The organism is Glycomyces halotolerans (genome assembly GCF_054779575.1).
The window spans coordinates 101,276-115,503 of sequence record NZ_BAAGXZ010000009.1 but is presented as its reverse complement, the minus strand read 5'-3'; the positions used below and the strand labels follow the sequence as shown (position 1 = coordinate 115,503).

At 70.8% G+C, this 14,228-nt stretch carries 10 protein-coding genes; 7 read left to right on the top strand and 3 right to left on the bottom strand.

Going from position 1 to position 14,228, the window contains the following annotated elements; genetic code table 11:
• Positions 1-72 precede the first annotated feature (72 nt).
• The gene (locus tag ACYVL2_RS10175) at positions 73-627 is read left to right on the top strand and encodes an excalibur calcium-binding domain-containing protein (protein ID WP_460542822.1); all 555 of its coding nucleotides are present in this window, start codon (positions 73-75) and stop codon (positions 625-627) included.
• Positions 628-904: 277 nt separating this feature from the next.
• Positions 905-1,507 (top strand): hypothetical protein, encoded by a 603-nt coding sequence (locus ACYVL2_RS10170; RefSeq protein ID WP_460542820.1) that lies wholly within the window; start codon positions 905-907, stop codon positions 1,505-1,507.
• Positions 1,508-1,643: 136 nt separating this feature from the next.
• Here the strand turns inward: ACYVL2_RS10170 and ACYVL2_RS10165 are convergent, their stop codons facing one another.
• The 3 genes from ACYVL2_RS10165 to ACYVL2_RS10155 form a co-directional block, all read right to left on the bottom strand.
• Positions 1,644-4,808, bottom strand: coding sequence for an error-prone DNA polymerase family protein (locus ACYVL2_RS10165; RefSeq protein ID WP_460542818.1), 3,165 nt, complete (start codon positions 4,806-4,808; stop codon positions 1,644-1,646).
• Entirely contained in the window at positions 4,801-6,186 is a 1,386-nt protein-coding gene (locus ACYVL2_RS10160) for a DNA polymerase Y family protein (protein ID WP_460542816.1), read from the bottom strand. Before ACYVL2_RS10160 ends, ACYVL2_RS10165 begins: the two co-directional genes overlap by 8 nt.
• A gap of 867 nt (positions 6,187-7,053) precedes the next feature.
• On the bottom strand, positions 7,054-8,211 hold the full coding sequence (locus ACYVL2_RS10155; RefSeq protein WP_460542814.1) for a serine hydrolase domain-containing protein: 1,158 nt from the start codon (positions 8,209-8,211) through the stop codon (positions 7,054-7,056).
• Positions 8,212-8,415: 204 nt separating this feature from the next.
• Between ACYVL2_RS10155 and ACYVL2_RS10150 the strand changes: the two genes are divergently transcribed.
• The 5 genes from ACYVL2_RS10150 to ACYVL2_RS10130 are packed head-to-tail and all read left to right on the top strand — an operon-like array spanning position 8,416 to position 14,220.
• A complete protein-coding gene (locus ACYVL2_RS10150; protein ID WP_460542812.1) occupies positions 8,416-10,236 on the top strand; it encodes an ABC transporter substrate-binding protein in 1,821 nt (606 codons plus the stop codon).
• A 10-nt stretch (positions 10,237-10,246) separates the two neighbouring features.
• Positions 10,247-11,314 carry an ABC transporter permease gene (locus tag ACYVL2_RS10145; RefSeq protein ID WP_460542810.1) on the top strand — a complete coding sequence of 356 codons (1,068 nt, stop codon included), beginning with the start codon at positions 10,247-10,249 and terminating at the stop codon, positions 11,312-11,314.
• Positions 11,311-12,237 (top strand): ABC transporter permease, encoded by a 927-nt coding sequence (locus ACYVL2_RS10140; protein WP_460542808.1) that lies wholly within the window; start codon positions 11,311-11,313, stop codon positions 12,235-12,237. Before ACYVL2_RS10145 ends, ACYVL2_RS10140 begins: the two co-directional genes overlap by 4 nt.
• Positions 12,234-13,226, top strand: coding sequence for an ABC transporter ATP-binding protein (locus tag ACYVL2_RS10135; RefSeq protein WP_460542806.1), 993 nt, complete (start codon positions 12,234-12,236; stop codon positions 13,224-13,226). Before ACYVL2_RS10140 ends, ACYVL2_RS10135 begins: the two co-directional genes overlap by 4 nt.
• Complete coding sequence (locus tag ACYVL2_RS10130; RefSeq protein WP_460542804.1) at positions 13,210-14,220, top strand: ABC transporter ATP-binding protein; 1,011 nt, start codon at positions 13,210-13,212, stop codon at positions 14,218-14,220. The genes ACYVL2_RS10135 and ACYVL2_RS10130 overlap by 17 nt, the downstream gene beginning before the upstream one ends.
• Positions 14,221-14,228: the final 8 nt, after the last annotated feature.

Genomic DNA, 14,228 nt, shown 5'->3' with positions numbered 1-14,228 from the left:
TCAAACGAATTCCACGTCGATCCGTTTGAGGCATGGCCCCTCTCGTCCACTACCAGCGGAAAGCCCTGTGCAATGAGCGATGACGACGCCACTCGCCAGTTCCACACCTACCCCTTCCCACAGCAACCGATCCCGAGTCCCGAACGGCCCTGGTACACTCGTTGGTGGATGATCTTCCTCTACAGCGTCTTCGGAACGCTCCTGTTCTTCTGCATCCTCGGCCTCATCGGTTCAGCACTCGACGACCCCGGCGGCCGACCTGACGAACGAACCACGGAATCGCCCTCGCTGATCTCCGACACCACGGAGGACACCACTCCAACTGAGGAGGCCACTCCTGCCGAGGCTCCGACCACCGTCAAGAGTGAAGGCGCCGAAGACCCGGAACCAGAGCTCGAACCGGAACCCGAGCCCGAGCCCGAGGCGTCGACGCAGGAGGACCGCGGGGACGATCGGCCTACCGAATCCGAGCCCTCGCCCACAGAGGAACACGAGCCGGAACAGGACGTCTACTACGAGAACTGCGACGCGGCCCGTGCCGCAGGCGCCGCGCCGGTCTATAGAGGCGACCCCGGATACGGCAAGCACCTCGACCGAGACGGCGACGGCGTCGGCTGCGAATCATGACATCGTAAATCGGCAGATGGCGCGGCGCCATTCGGCTCGATTCTTTTCGGGGCCAGAGGTTCTGACCTCAGCCTCACGTCGTCCTGACGACCCCTTTGTCCTAACTGGCATCATTATCGCCTGGACCGAACAGCCGATACCGCTAGCCGCTCTGCGGCTATATCGTGACAGGAGGCCGCTCGATCCGGTCGCCCTTTGGTCCATACAGGTCCATTCGCCGTACCCATAAGATGACTCGCAATTGCGTCCACTCTCTGTTTGCTGAGGAGAATGCCGTATGCCCGAAATACAACCCGAGACTGAATCTGAACCTGAACAGGGTCCAGATCATAAGGTTGAACTCGAGGAGCAGCCAAGAAGGAGCATCCCGATATGGATCTTGCCGATCGCTGCGGCAGTAATCGGCATTGCGATAGGGGCAGTCATCGTCGCGGGGATCACCGATCCTGAGATTAAGACCGTTACCGAGACCGTCACAGAAACTGTCACGATTGACCCCGACGAAGAAGACCATTTTGACCTGGTTGCACGCGAAGGCGCTGTCATCATGCGCGAACTTGAAGCAGATGAGCGGGAAGAAGAACTCGACGCCCGTGAATCTGAACTCCAGGAATGGGAGAACGAGCTCAAGGGTATCGAGGAGCAGGTCAAGGCGAATACAGTCACCGAAGGAATTTGGACGGTGGGTGTAGACATCGAACCGGGCTCCTATCGAGCCACCGATGTGAGCTCAGACTGCTACTGGGCAATCCTCGCGTCGGGCTCGAATGGGTCCGACATCATTGAGAACGGCATCCCAGGCGGAGGCAATCCTACGGTGACCTTGGAAGAAGGTCAGGATTTCGAAACATCCCGCTGCGGTGAGTGGGTCAAGCAGTAGCGAAATCGTTGTCAACTAGCATCCCATGACGACTTGTGTCTTCCATCATGTCCCCTTGGTGCCTTCCTGACAAAGGCGGTAATCGAGCCTGAGTCAATACCCTGCTGCTCCATTCAAGATTCCGGTAGGCCGGCCGTCAACGGAAGTCGCGGGAGCCGGTGGTCGGGGCGTCCAGGTCCAGGGCGGTGAGCTTGTCGGCGACGAGGTTGGGCATGGTGCCGCCGAGGGCGTCGGCCGCGTGCTCGACGGTGCCTCGGATGCGCATGGCCTTCGCACCGGCCGCCACACCGCGCCAGCGCTTCCAGAGCCCCTGCGAGCAGATGACGTTGCCGATGCCGGTCTCGTCCTCGATGCTCAGGAAGGTCACGCCCCGGGCGGTCGGGGGCCGCTGGCGGTGGGTCACGATGCCGGCGATCTCGACGCGGGTGCCGTTCGCGGTGCGCGGCAGGCGTTCGACGGGGACGACGCCTTCGGCTTCGAGGCTGTCGCGGACGAGCTCGAGCGGATGCGTCTGAGTGGACAGGCCGAGCCCGATGTAGTCGGCGCGGGCCAGCTCGGCGTCGCTCATGCCCGGCAGCGTCGGGGCCGCGGCGGTCGGCCCGGTGCCCGGGAGCATGTCGGGGTGCTCGTGGACCATCCCGGCCGTCCACAGTGCCTTGCGCCGGTCGGGCTCGAGGCTGTCGAGGGCGCCGGCGAGCGCGAGGGTCTCCAGCCGGCCCTTGCCGAGTCCGGCGCGGCGTGCCAGGTCGGACAGGTCGCGGTAGGGGCCGCCTTCCTCGCGGGCGGCGGCGATGCGTTCGGCGGCCTCCTCGCCGAGGCCTTTGACATTGTCGAAGCCGAGCCTGATGTCGGCGGTCCCCAGGACGGGGAACCGCGAGGCCCGGTCGGTCTCGACCAGGGAGGCCACCGGCGCGCTGGCGTTGACCTCCGGCGGCAGGACGGTGATGCCGTGGCGCTGGGCGTCGGCGATGAGGCTGGCCGGCGAGTAGAAGCCCATCGGCTGGGAGGCGAGGAGTCCCGCGTAGAACGCGGCCGGGTAGTGGCATTTGAGCCAGGCCGAGGAGTAGACCAGGTGGGCGAAGCTGGCGGCGTGGGACTCGGGGAAGCCGAAGTCGGCGAAGCTCTTGAGCTGCTCGTAGATCCGGTCGGCCGACTCGCCGGTGATGCCGCGTTCGGCCATGCCGGCGTAGAGGCGCTCGCGTAGCCGCTCCATGCGCTCGGTGGAGCGCTTGGCGCCCATGGCGCGTCGCAGCCGGTCGGCTTCGCCGCCGTCGAATCCGGCGGCGTCGATGGCGATGCGCATCAGCTGCTCTTGGAACAGCGGCACGCCGTAGGTCTTCTCGAGCGCCGGGTGGAGGATCTCGGGGACGTCGTCCTTCCAGGGTTCGCCGCGGCGTCGGCGCAGGTAGGGGTGGACCGCGCCGCCTTGGATGGGGCCAGGCCGGATGAGGGCGACTTCGGCGACGAGGTCGCGGAACTCCCTGGGGCGCAGTCGCGGCAGGGTCGACATCTGGGCGCGGGACTCGACTTGGAAGACGCCGACGGTGTCGGCGCGGCAGAGCATGTCGTAGACGTCCTCGTCCTCGGGCGGCAGCTTGGCGAGGTCGATGTCGACGCCGTGGAAGTCCGAGATGAGGTCGACCATCCGGTGCAGCGCCTCGAGCATGCCCAGGCCGAGCAGGTCGAACTTCACCAGTCCGGCGTCGGCGCAGGCCTCCTTGTCCCACTGCACGACGGTGCGGTCGGCCATGCGGGCCCACTCGACGGGCACGATCTCCGAGACCGGCTGCTCGGTGAGCACCATCCCGCCGGGATGGATGCCCAGGTGCTGCGGCAGTTCGGCCATCTCGGCGGCGAGGTCTTGGACCGGGGCGGGGATGCCCTCGGCCTCGTCGGCCTCCAGGCCGCGCCACCGGTGCAGCCGCTTGGACCAGGCCACCGCCTGCTCGTGGCCGTAGCCGAGGGCCTTGGCCGCGTCGCGCATCGCGCTGCGCGGCTGGTAGGTGATGACGTTGGCGACCATGGCGGCCCGCTGGCGGGTGTACTTGCCGTAGACGTACTGGATGACCTCTTCGCGGCGGCCGGATTCGATGTCGATGTCGATGTCGGGCGGTCCGTCGCGTTCGGTCGAGAGGAACCGCTCGAACAGCAGCCCGAAGCCGACGGGGTCCACGTTGGTGATGCCCAGGGCGTAGCAGACGGCGCTGTTGGCGGCCGATCCCCTGCCCTGGCAGTAGATGTCGTGTCCGCGGCAGAAGTCGACGATGTCGGCGACGATGAGGAAGTACCCGGCGAAGCCGAGGTCGCGGATCACGCGCAGCTCGTACTCGAGCTGCTTCCAGGCGCCGGGCACCCGTTCGGCTTCCCGGGGGCCGTAGCGGTCCCGGGCGCCTCGGACGATCAGGGCGGCCAGGTGTGAGAAGTCGTCGTATCCGGGCGGCACGGGGAACCGGGGCAGCCGGGGGGCGAGGAGCTTGAGGTCGAAGGCGACCTCTTTGGCCAGCAGGGCGGCGTTCCTGACGGCGTCGGGGAAGTCGACGAAGCGCAGTTCCATCTCCTCGGCGCTGCGCAGGTGCGCCGAGGCGGCGGCCGGGAGCCAGGGGTCGATCTGGTCGAGCGGCCGCCGCGCCCTGGTTGCCGCGAGCGCGGCGGCGACCTTGGCGCGGCGCGGGGAGGCGTAGTGGACGTTGTTGGTGGCGACCACCGGGACGCGGCAGCGTCCCGCGATCGCAGCGAGGGCTTCGATGCGTTCGGTGTCGCCGGGCAGGTCGTGGCAGGTGAGTTCGACGGCGACGTTGTCGCGGCCGCACCGGTCGATCAGTTCGCGCAGCCGGCGTTCGGCCTCGTCGGGGCCGTCGGTGTCGAGGGCGGTGTTGAGCGGTCCTTTGCGGCAGCCGGTGAGCACCAGCCAGTGTCCGCGGTTCTCGTCGAGTTCCTCCATCCGGTAGGAGGGCAGGTCCTTCTCCTTGGTGGCGAGTTTGGCCCTGGTGAGGGCCTTGGAGAGGCGCCGGTAGCCGACGGGGCTGCGGGCCAGGACGACCAGGTGCTCGCCGGCGGGGTCGCTCTGGCCGCGGCGGGGCTCGGTCATGCCGAGGTTCAGTTCGGCGCCGAAGACGGTGGGCAGTCCGAGTCCGGCGGCGGCGGTGGCCAGTTCGGAGACGCCGTAGAGGCCGTCGTGGTCGGTGACGGCCAGGCCGGTCAGTCCCAGGCGGGCGGCTTCGGCGGCGAGCGCGGCCGGCGAGTCGGCGCCGTCGGCGAACGAGTAGTGGGAGTGGCAGTGCAGTTCGGCGTAGTCAGTCATACCAGCCGGCCACCTTCCACTGTCGGTGTTCGGCGTACAGGAGCGCGGCGCGGCCGTCGCCGAGGACGACTTGGAGTCGGGCGTAGCGGCGGGCGTGCTCGTGGTTCCACCAGCGTTCGGCGATCGGCCAGGGGCCGGCCCAGGCGATGACGGGGACCTGTTCGCCGCCGAGGGCCACCAGCGCGGGGGTCGCCGAGAGCGCGCCTCGGGCGGAGACGGTGACCGCCTCCCGGGCGGCGTCGAGCACTTCGACGTCGTCGTCGGTGCCGTGGAGGGTGGGGAGCGGGTCGGGCAGGGTGCCGGGCCAGGGGCCTGAGCGGGGCGGGGCGGGCGGGGCGCCCCAGGCGGTGAGGCCGCACCGTTCTGTCAGGTCGCGGCCGTCGGTTTCGGCGGCGCTGCGGACGTGGTCGGGGCCGAGGAGGCATTGGGCGTGGCGGAGTGCGGCTTCGGCGCGGACGGTGGCGGCGTCTTTGGACTCCCACAGGCCGCGGCCGGCGTCGACGAGGCCGAGCAGGCCGCCGGGGACGAGTTCGATGGCGGCCAGGGCGTCGCCGCGGTCGTGTTCGTCGCCGTGGGGGCCGGTGAGCCAGCCTTCGAGCTGCCAGCGGACGCGGCGGGCCAGTTCGGCGGCGGGGGCGGCGGGGTCGACCTGCCAGGTGCGCTCGCGGGTCAGGCCGAGGGCGGTGTGGGCGGTGACGGTGACGCGGGTACAGGCGAGGTTGCGTTCGGCGAGGGTGCGCAGGAGCCGTTCGGCGAGGGGCCGGGCGGCGAAGGCGGCCTGTTCGACCGTCTCATAGGGTTCTTCGGCGTCGACGCGGACGGTGAGTTCGGGTTCGGTCCGGCGGGGGGCGAGGGGCCGGGTGGGCTCTCCGGCGGCGAGTGCCTGGGCTCGGCGGGCGGCGGCGCCGAAGCGTTCGGCGACGGCCGCGCCGGGAAGTGCCGCGAAGGCGCCGAGGGTGGTGATGCCCAGGTGGCGCAGGGTTTCGCAGGTTTCGGGGTCGACCAGCGCGGTGGAGCGGAGATCGGCGATGTCGTGGGGGGCGAGGAATTCGGCGTCGCGGCCGGGCGGGACGATGTGGCCGGAGCGGGCGGCGAGCAGGGCCGCGAAGAGGCCGTCGGCGACGCCGGTGAGGCAGTCGTGGTCGACCAGTGCGGTGACGGTGTCGATGAGGCGCTCGCAGAAGGCCGGCTCCACGTCGGCGCCCGCGGAGCCGTGGACCGGCGCGATGCCGGCGAATCGGCGCAGCGGCATCGCGGCGCATCCGGGACGGAGCACCTCGACGTGGGGGGTGAGCAGGTCGAGCGCGTCGAGCACCGGCTCGAAGGCCGCGGCGTCCTGGTCCTCCCAGTCGGGCATCCACATGACGGCGACGCGCATAAGGGCCTGCCTCGCATGTCGATGACGTTCTCCGGGGGGCGGCCGCCGTAGGGCCAGATCCGGGCGCGGTGGGCGGTGCCGGTGCGCCAGTGGGCGGCCACGTCGAGTTCGCAGGCGTCGAGCCGTCCGGCGCCGTAGCGGCGGCCGGGGTTGGGGCGCAGGCCCTGCCAGCGGACGTGGTCGACTTCGAGTCTGGCGTCGGCGGCCTGGACGGGGCGGGTCTCCCACCACACGATGGCGGCGCCCGAGCGGCGGCTCTTGGCGGCCAGTCGGCGCGTCTGCTTCGGGGAGAACCCGTCGCTGGGCAGGACCATGACGGCGATGCCGCCGGCCAGCGCTCCGGCCGCGTCGGCGATCCGGGGGCCGTCGGCGTCGATCAGGGCGAGGCGTTCCAGGTCGACTCCGGCCGAGGCCGCGGCGAGGGGGTAGACCCGGGGCAGGCCGACGACCGCGCACCAGCCGCCGGCCTGGGTGGGTCCGGCCAGCAGTCGCCACAGCAGCGAGGTGGCGCCGGCCTTGGAGGCTGTGAGGGCCGTCACCGTCGAGAGTCCGCCGTAAGGCAGGAGGGCGGCGATGTCGGGGGTGACGGGCAGGATGTGGCGTGGAGGCGCGAGCGCGGATTCGGGGGCGGGCGCGCTCTCGCGGACGGCGGGGGTCAGATCGCGCGCGAGCCGCAGTCCGTACTCGGCCGCCAGCGCGGCCGCGGCGGCGTTTCCGGCCACGGCGGAGCTGTGCATCCGCTCTGACACTTCGACCCCCGTGATATATCGAACGTGTGTATGGGTTCAACATACCGAACTGCCGCGACGTTGCAAGATCAAACGTGTGTTTGATATATCTCGCGGCTCGGGGGGCGGGACGGCGGACTCAGCCGAAGGTGCGGGCGGCGCTCGTCACCTCCGTGCAGACGGCGGGAGGACCGGCCTCGTCGAAGGCCCGCTGGGTGAGCACCACGACGGTCAGGTCCTGGTCGGGGACGTTCATCCAGACGGTGCCCGACCCTCCTTCCCAGGTGTAGGCGCCGCCGCCGAGCACCGAGACGCCGTATCCCCAGCCTCGGCCGCCGAGGAGGTCGAAGCCGGGCCAGACGTTGGACCGCTGTTCCTCGGTGAGCTGGTCGCGGGTCGCCTCGGCGACCGTCTCGGCGGCCAGGACGGGTTCGCCGCCGCGCAGCAGCATGCGGCCGAATGCCAGCAGGTCGTCCGCCGACGAGACCAGTCCGGCGGCGGCGTCGGGGAAGGCCGGCGGGTGCGACCACTGGCCGTCGGGCGGGTCGGTCACGGCCAGTTCGCCGTCCAGTTTCCGGTAGGCCGTGGCCAGCCGCGCCGGGTCGGCGGCGCCGAAACCGGTGTCGCCCATGCCGAGCGGTGCCAGCACGCGGGCGCGGAGCACCTCGTCGAACGGCGCGCCGGCCGCGCGCGAGGCCAGGACGCCGAGCACCTGCGAGCCGGTGTTGTACAGCCAGCGTTCGCCGGGCTGGGCCAGCAGCGGCAGCTCGCCGAGTCGTGCGATCCACGTGTCCGGATCCGGGGTGGCGTCCGGCTGCGGCGGACCGAAGGTGTGGAGGTCCCGTTCGCGCTCGGCGGTGAAGACCGGCCACGGTTCGGGCGCGGTGAACATCGCCCCTTGGAGGCCGAAGCCCCAGGTGAAGGTGAGCAGGTCCCTGACGGTGACGGGGCGGTGCGCCGGGACCGTGTCGTCGAGCGGCCCGGCCGGGTCGCGCAGCACCCGGCGGTCGGCCAGCTCGGGAAGCAGGTCGTCGACCGGCCCGTGCAGGTCGAGCAGGCCGTCCTCGACCAGGGAGAGCACGGCGACCGCCGTGATCGGCTTGGTGATGGAGGTGATCCTGAACAGCGTCTCGCGCCGCATCGGGGCTCCGTCGAAGGCCGTCGCGCCGGCGGCGGCGACGCGCACCGTGTCGCCGCGGGCGATGCCGGCGACCACTCCGGGCACCTCTCGCCGCCCGACGGCTTCGTCGAGGAGTCCGTCGATCCGGGCGAGTGCTGCGCTGTCGAGGTCGCTCACAGTGGCAGCCTACGACAGGGGTCCGACACCGGGGGCCTGGTGACGGATCGATGTCGAGAACGAAAACTTCCTTCGCATCGTTGACAACAGAAGAAGATTTACGCCATTCTGAACGGTGAATGAACCAGGCCCGAATGCTCCCCTCCTCCGCCGGAAGGAGAGGTTAGTCCGGTGCGGAACCGAATGCGAGGTAGTCACGCCCCTATGAGCAGCAGATTCCATCCACGGCGGCTCACGGCCGCCGCAGCCGCGCTGACGCTCGCCGCCGGCGCCGTCGCCGGGACCGCCACGAGCGCCGCCGCTCAGGACGACGAGGTCGACCGCCTGCTGGTGGCCACCGAGCAGGAGGTCGACACCTTCAACCCGTTCAAGTCGCGGTACATCATCACCTACAACACCAACATGATGACCTACGACACGCTCGTCAGGACCGGGTACGAGAACTACGAGCCGACCCCGGGACTGGCGACCGAGTGGGACGAGTCGCCCGACGGTCTGACCTGGACATTCACCACCCGCGAGGGCGTCCGGTGGTCCGACGGCGAGCCGCTCACGGCCGAGGACGTCGCCTACACCTACGGACTGCTCATCGAGAACGAGACCATCCGCGACTGGAACATCGACTTCGCCGCCAACCTGGTCGCCGCCGAGGCGCCCGACGAGACCACCTTCGTGCTCACGCTCGCCGAACCGGCCCCGGCGGAGGTCCTGGGCACCGAGATCTTCATCGTCCCCGAGCACGTCTGGGAGACCTACCCCGACCCGGCCGCCGACGACGCCAACGACCGGATGCCGCTGGTCGGCTCGGGGCCGTTCCAGGTCAGCGAGTACCGCACCGACGAACTGGTCCGCTTGAGCGCCAACGAGGACTACTGGGACGGCGCGCCGGCCTTCGACGAGGTCGTCTACGACTACTACACCGAGCCCGACGCGGCCGTCGCCGCGCTCGAGGCCGGCGAGGTCGACATCGTCAACGGCCTCAACCCCGCCCAGGCCGAAGCGCTCGAGGCCCAGGACCACGTCACGGTCAACAACGCCCAGGGCCGGCGGTTCGTCTCGCTGATCTTCAACCACGGCGCCGCGACCGCCGACGGCACGCCCTACGGCGACGGCCATCCGGCGCTGCGCGACCCGGTGGTCCGGCAGGCGCTCCACACCGCGATCGACAAGCAGGCCCTGGTCGACACCGTCCTGGACGGCAACGGCGACCCGGCCGTCTCGATCATCCCGGCGATCTTCGGGCAATGGCACTGGGACGGCGGCGACTCGCTGATCGGGTTCGACATCGACGAGGCCAACCGGATGCTCGACGAGGCCGGCTACGAGCGCGGCGAGGACGGCGTCCGCACCATGCCGGGCGGCGGCGAGCCGCTCAGCTTCCGCTTCTACCACCACGCCGACAACACCGATTACGCGACCATCGTCCAGTTCGTCTCCGAGTGGTGGGGGCGGCTGGGCGTCCAGACGAAGGCCGAGCCGATCGAGCAGGGCACCCTCAACGACCTGGTCTACCTGGGCGAGTACGACGTCGCCTTCTCAGGGTGGGGCGTGGGCCCGAACCCGACTGAGATGCTCGGCATGCACACCTGCGCGGTGCTGCCGACCACCGCCGACGGCACGGAGCGCTCGCACGAGAACTTCTACTGCGACGAGGAGTTCGACGCCCTCCACGAGCGGCAGAAGGTCGAGTCCGACCCGGCGGCGCGAGCCGAGCTGGTCAAAGAGCAGCAGCGGCTGCTCTACGAGGACGCCCCCGTCGTCTGGCTGTACTACCAGAACGTCATCGAAGCCTACAACCACAATAAAGTGGACAATCTGCGGACGCAGCCGGCCGACGGCGGCATGATCACCGGCCAGCAGGGCTTCGCCTGGGCCTACCTGTCGGCCACGCCGGTCGACGGCGGCGACGAGGGCGGCGCGTCCACCGGCGTGCTCATCGCGGCCGGAGCGGCCCTGGTGGTCCTGATCGCCGCCGGCGCGTTCTACTTCATGCGCCGCAGGAGCACCGCCGACGAACGAGAGTGAACCCGACTCGATGACCGACAGTCGTTCCGCCGCGGGCGGGCCCCCTTCGGGGCGCCCGCCCGCGGCGCCGGGGCCCGCCGCCGGGCGCACCGGCCGCGTCACCACCGGCTTCGGCCGCTACCTGGCCAAACACGTCGGCGGCGCGGCCGTGTCGCTGCTGCTGGTGCTGTTCTCCTCCTTCTTCGTCTTCCGACTCATCGCCGGCGACCCGATCGACCAGCTCACCCGCGAGCGGCCGGTCACCCCCGAGCAGCGCGAGGCGATGCGCGAGGAACTGGGACTCAACGACCCGATGTGGACCCAGTTCTGGGACTACATCACCGGCACCCTCACCGGCGACTTCGGCACCTCGCTGCAGTTCCGCCGGCCGATCTTCGAGCTCGTGGTCGAGCGGCTCCCGGCCACGCTCCTGCTGTCGGGCACCGGCGTGCTCCTGGCCGTCCTGCTCGGCTTCTGGGCCGGCACCCGGGCCGGCTGGAGGCAGGGCAGCCGCTTCGACCGCGCCCAGGTGACATTCGGCCTGCTGCTGTACTCGGCCCCGACGTTCTGGCTCGGCATGATCGCCATCCTCGTCTTCGCCCGCTACCTGGGGCTGTTCCCGGTCAACGGGATGCGCTCGGCCGACGCCCCCGGCGACGCCCTGTCGCAGGCGCTCGACATCGGCCACCACCTGGTCCTGCCGGTGCTGACCTATACGGCCGTGGTCTACGCGGGCTACCTGATGGTCATGCGGTCGTCCATCCTCGACGAGATCGGCGGCGACTACCTCACCACCGCCCGCGCCAAGGGCCTGCGCGACGACGCGGTCCGCCGCCGCCACGCCGTTCCCAACGCCCTGCTGCCGACGATCACCCTGGTGTTCCTGGCGATCGGCAACATCGTCAACGGCGCCATCGTCACCGAGACCGTCTTCAGCTGGCCCGGCCTCGGCAGGCTGTTCGTCCAGTCGATCTTCTACCCCGACCGACCCATGCTCCAGGCGCTGTTCGTGCTGTTCTCCGGCACCACGATCATCGCCGTGCTCTGCGCCGAGATCCTCTACTGGTTCCTCGACCCCAGAATCCGGCGGTCCTCATGAACCCGAACCCGACCGACACCGCCGGACCGGTCTCGGCGCGCGCGCTCAAATGGTCGCGGCGGCGTCGGGCCGCCGCACGGACCTGGCGCGACTACCGGCGGCAGCGCAGCGGCATGGTCGGCCTCGTGCTGCTCGGATGCATCGTCGCCATAGCGGTCGCGGCCCCGCTGATCAGCGACCAGTCGCAGCTGAGCGTCACCGCCGCCACCGGCGGACGCATGGAACCGCCCAGCGCCGCATACCCGCTCGGCACCGACGAGGTCGGCCGCTCCATCCTGGCGCTCACCATCTGGGGAGCGCGGCTGTCGCTGCTCATCGGCCTGACCGCCACGGTCGTGGCGATCGTCATCGGCACCCTCGTCGGCGTCACCAGCGGCCACATCGGGGGCTGGTACGGATGGGTCGCGCTGCGGATCTCGGACTGGTTCATGGTGCTGCCCAGCCTCGTGGTGGCCATCGCGCTGCTGGCGGTCATGGGCCGCAGCGTGGCCACGACCGTCGTGGTCATCGCGATCGTGTCCTGGTCGGGCACGGCCAGGCTCGTGCGCGCCCAGACCCTCACCGTGCGGGCGCGGCCCTACCTCGAACGGGCCCGCGCGCTCGGCGCCGGCCACTGGCACCAGATGACCCGGCACATCCTGCCCAACGTCCTGCCGCTGGTCCTGGCCAGCGCGACCCTGCTGGTGCCCTCGGCGATCCTCATGGAGTCCTCACTGGCGTGGCTGGGCCTGGGCGACCCGAACGTCGTCTCGTGGGGCGGCATCCTCAACCGCGCCTGGAGCAACGGCGCGGTCTCGGCCCGGGCCTGGTGGTACCTGCTGCCGCCGGGCCTGGCGATCCTCATCGTCGTCACCGCGTTCATGCTGTGCGGCAGAGCGCTCGAAGCCGTGTTCAACCCGAGGCTGCGCGGGGAGGCGTCGTGACGCTGCTGGAGATCCGCGACCTCGAGGTGACCTACCGCGGCTCGCGCGGCGCGGTCCCGGCCGTGCGCGGCGTGAGCCTGGAACTGGAGGCCGGGCGGACGCTGGGCATCGCCGGCGAGTCCGGCTGCGGGAAGTCGACACTGGCCATGGCGGTGCTGCGGCTGCTGCCGGCGAACGCGACGGTGACCGGGGAGATCCTGCTCGACGGCGAGGACGTGCTGACGATGGGGTGGGGGCGGCTGCGGGCCGTCCGCTGGGTCGGCGCCTCGATCGTCTTCCAAGGGGCCATGCACTCGCTCAACGCCGTGCGGCGGATCGGGTCGCAGATCGCCGAACCGATCCTGGTGCACGAGAAGGTCGCGAAGTCCGAGGCGGCGGCCAGAGCGGCGGAGCTGCTGGAGCAGGTGGGGCTGCCGCGGGACCGGGCCGGCAGCTTCCCGCACGAGCTGTCCGGCGGGCAGCGCCAGCGGGCCATGATCGCCATGGCGCTGGCGTGCGACCCGGACCTCATCATCGCCGACGAGGCCACCACCGCGTTGGACGTCATGGTCCAGGCGCAGGTGCTGGAGCTCATCACCGGCCTGGTGGCCGAGCGGGGGGTGAGCCTGGCGCTCATCAGCCACGACCTGTCGGTGCTGTCGTCGGTCTGCGACCGGGGCGCGGTCATGTACGCCGGACGCGTGGTGGAGACCGGCCCGGCCGCCGACCTGTTCGCGCACGCGAGCCACCCCTATTCGTCGGCGCTGGGGTCGGCGTTCCCGGTGATCGGCGACCCGCGTTCGCGGCTGCGTCCCGGCGGGCTCGCCGGGGACCCGCCGGACCCGGCCGACCTGCCGTCGGGGTGCTCGTTCCGGCCGCGCTGCCGGGTCGCGGTCGAGCGGTGCGGCGTGGCCGAGCCCGAGCTGCTGCCGGTGCCCGGCGGCGAGGCCGATCGGCGCAGCGCCTGCTTCGTCGCTCAGGAGGGAGGGTCCATTGCGACCCGAGGATGACCGGACGTCGCCGGGGAGCGGGCCGCGTCTGTCCGCGAGGGATCTGCGGGTGGAGTTCGGCCTGCCGGGAGGGCGCGCCGCGCGGGCGGTCGACGGGGTGAACCTCGAGGTGGCCCCCGGCGAGATCGTGGCCCTCGCCGGGGAGTCCGGCTGCGGGAAGACGACGCTGGCCAGGACGCTGCTGGGCCTGGAGCGGCCGACCGGCGGCGAGGTCCGCTTCGGCGACGTGCCGCTGGCGTACTCCACCAGGGCGCTCAAGGCGTACCGGCGGCACGTCCAGCTGATCCTGCAGGACCCGACTGGTGCGCTGAACCCGCGCCACACGATCTACGACGCCGTCGCCGAAGGGCTGCGCATCCACGGCGTGACCGACGACGAGACCGGGCGGGTCGCCGCGGCGCTCTCGCGCGCCGGGCTGCGGCCGGCCGAGAAGTTCTTCCTGTCATATCCGCACGAACTCTCCGGCGGCCAGCGGCAGCGGGCGGTCATCGCCGGGGCACTGGTGCTGAACCCGAGCATCATCGTCGCCGACGAGCCGGTCGCGAGCCTCGACGCGTCGGTGCGCGGGGAGATCCTGGCGCTGCTGCTGCGGCTGCGCGAGGAGATGGACCTCGGCGCGCTCGTGATCACCCACGACCTGGGCCTGGCCTGGAGCATCGCCGACCGGATCGCCATCATGTACCTGGGGCGCATCGTCGAGCAGGGCCCGGTCGAGCGGGTCCTGACCGATCCGCGGCACCCGTACACGCGGGCGCTGGTCTCGGTGCTGCCGGACTCGCCGCTGCCGGAGCCGATCGTCCTGTCCGGGGAGCTGCCGGACGCCGCGCAGATCCCCTCGGGCTGCCGGTTCCGGCCGCGCTGCCAGGAGGTCGCCTCGGGACGGGCCGAAGGGGTCCTGCACGACTGCGAGCGGGCCGACCTGGGGGTTCTGCAAGCGGACGGTCACGGCGTGGCGTGCCACCTGCACCGCTCGCGGCCTCTGGAGGCGGCGTGAAGACCTTC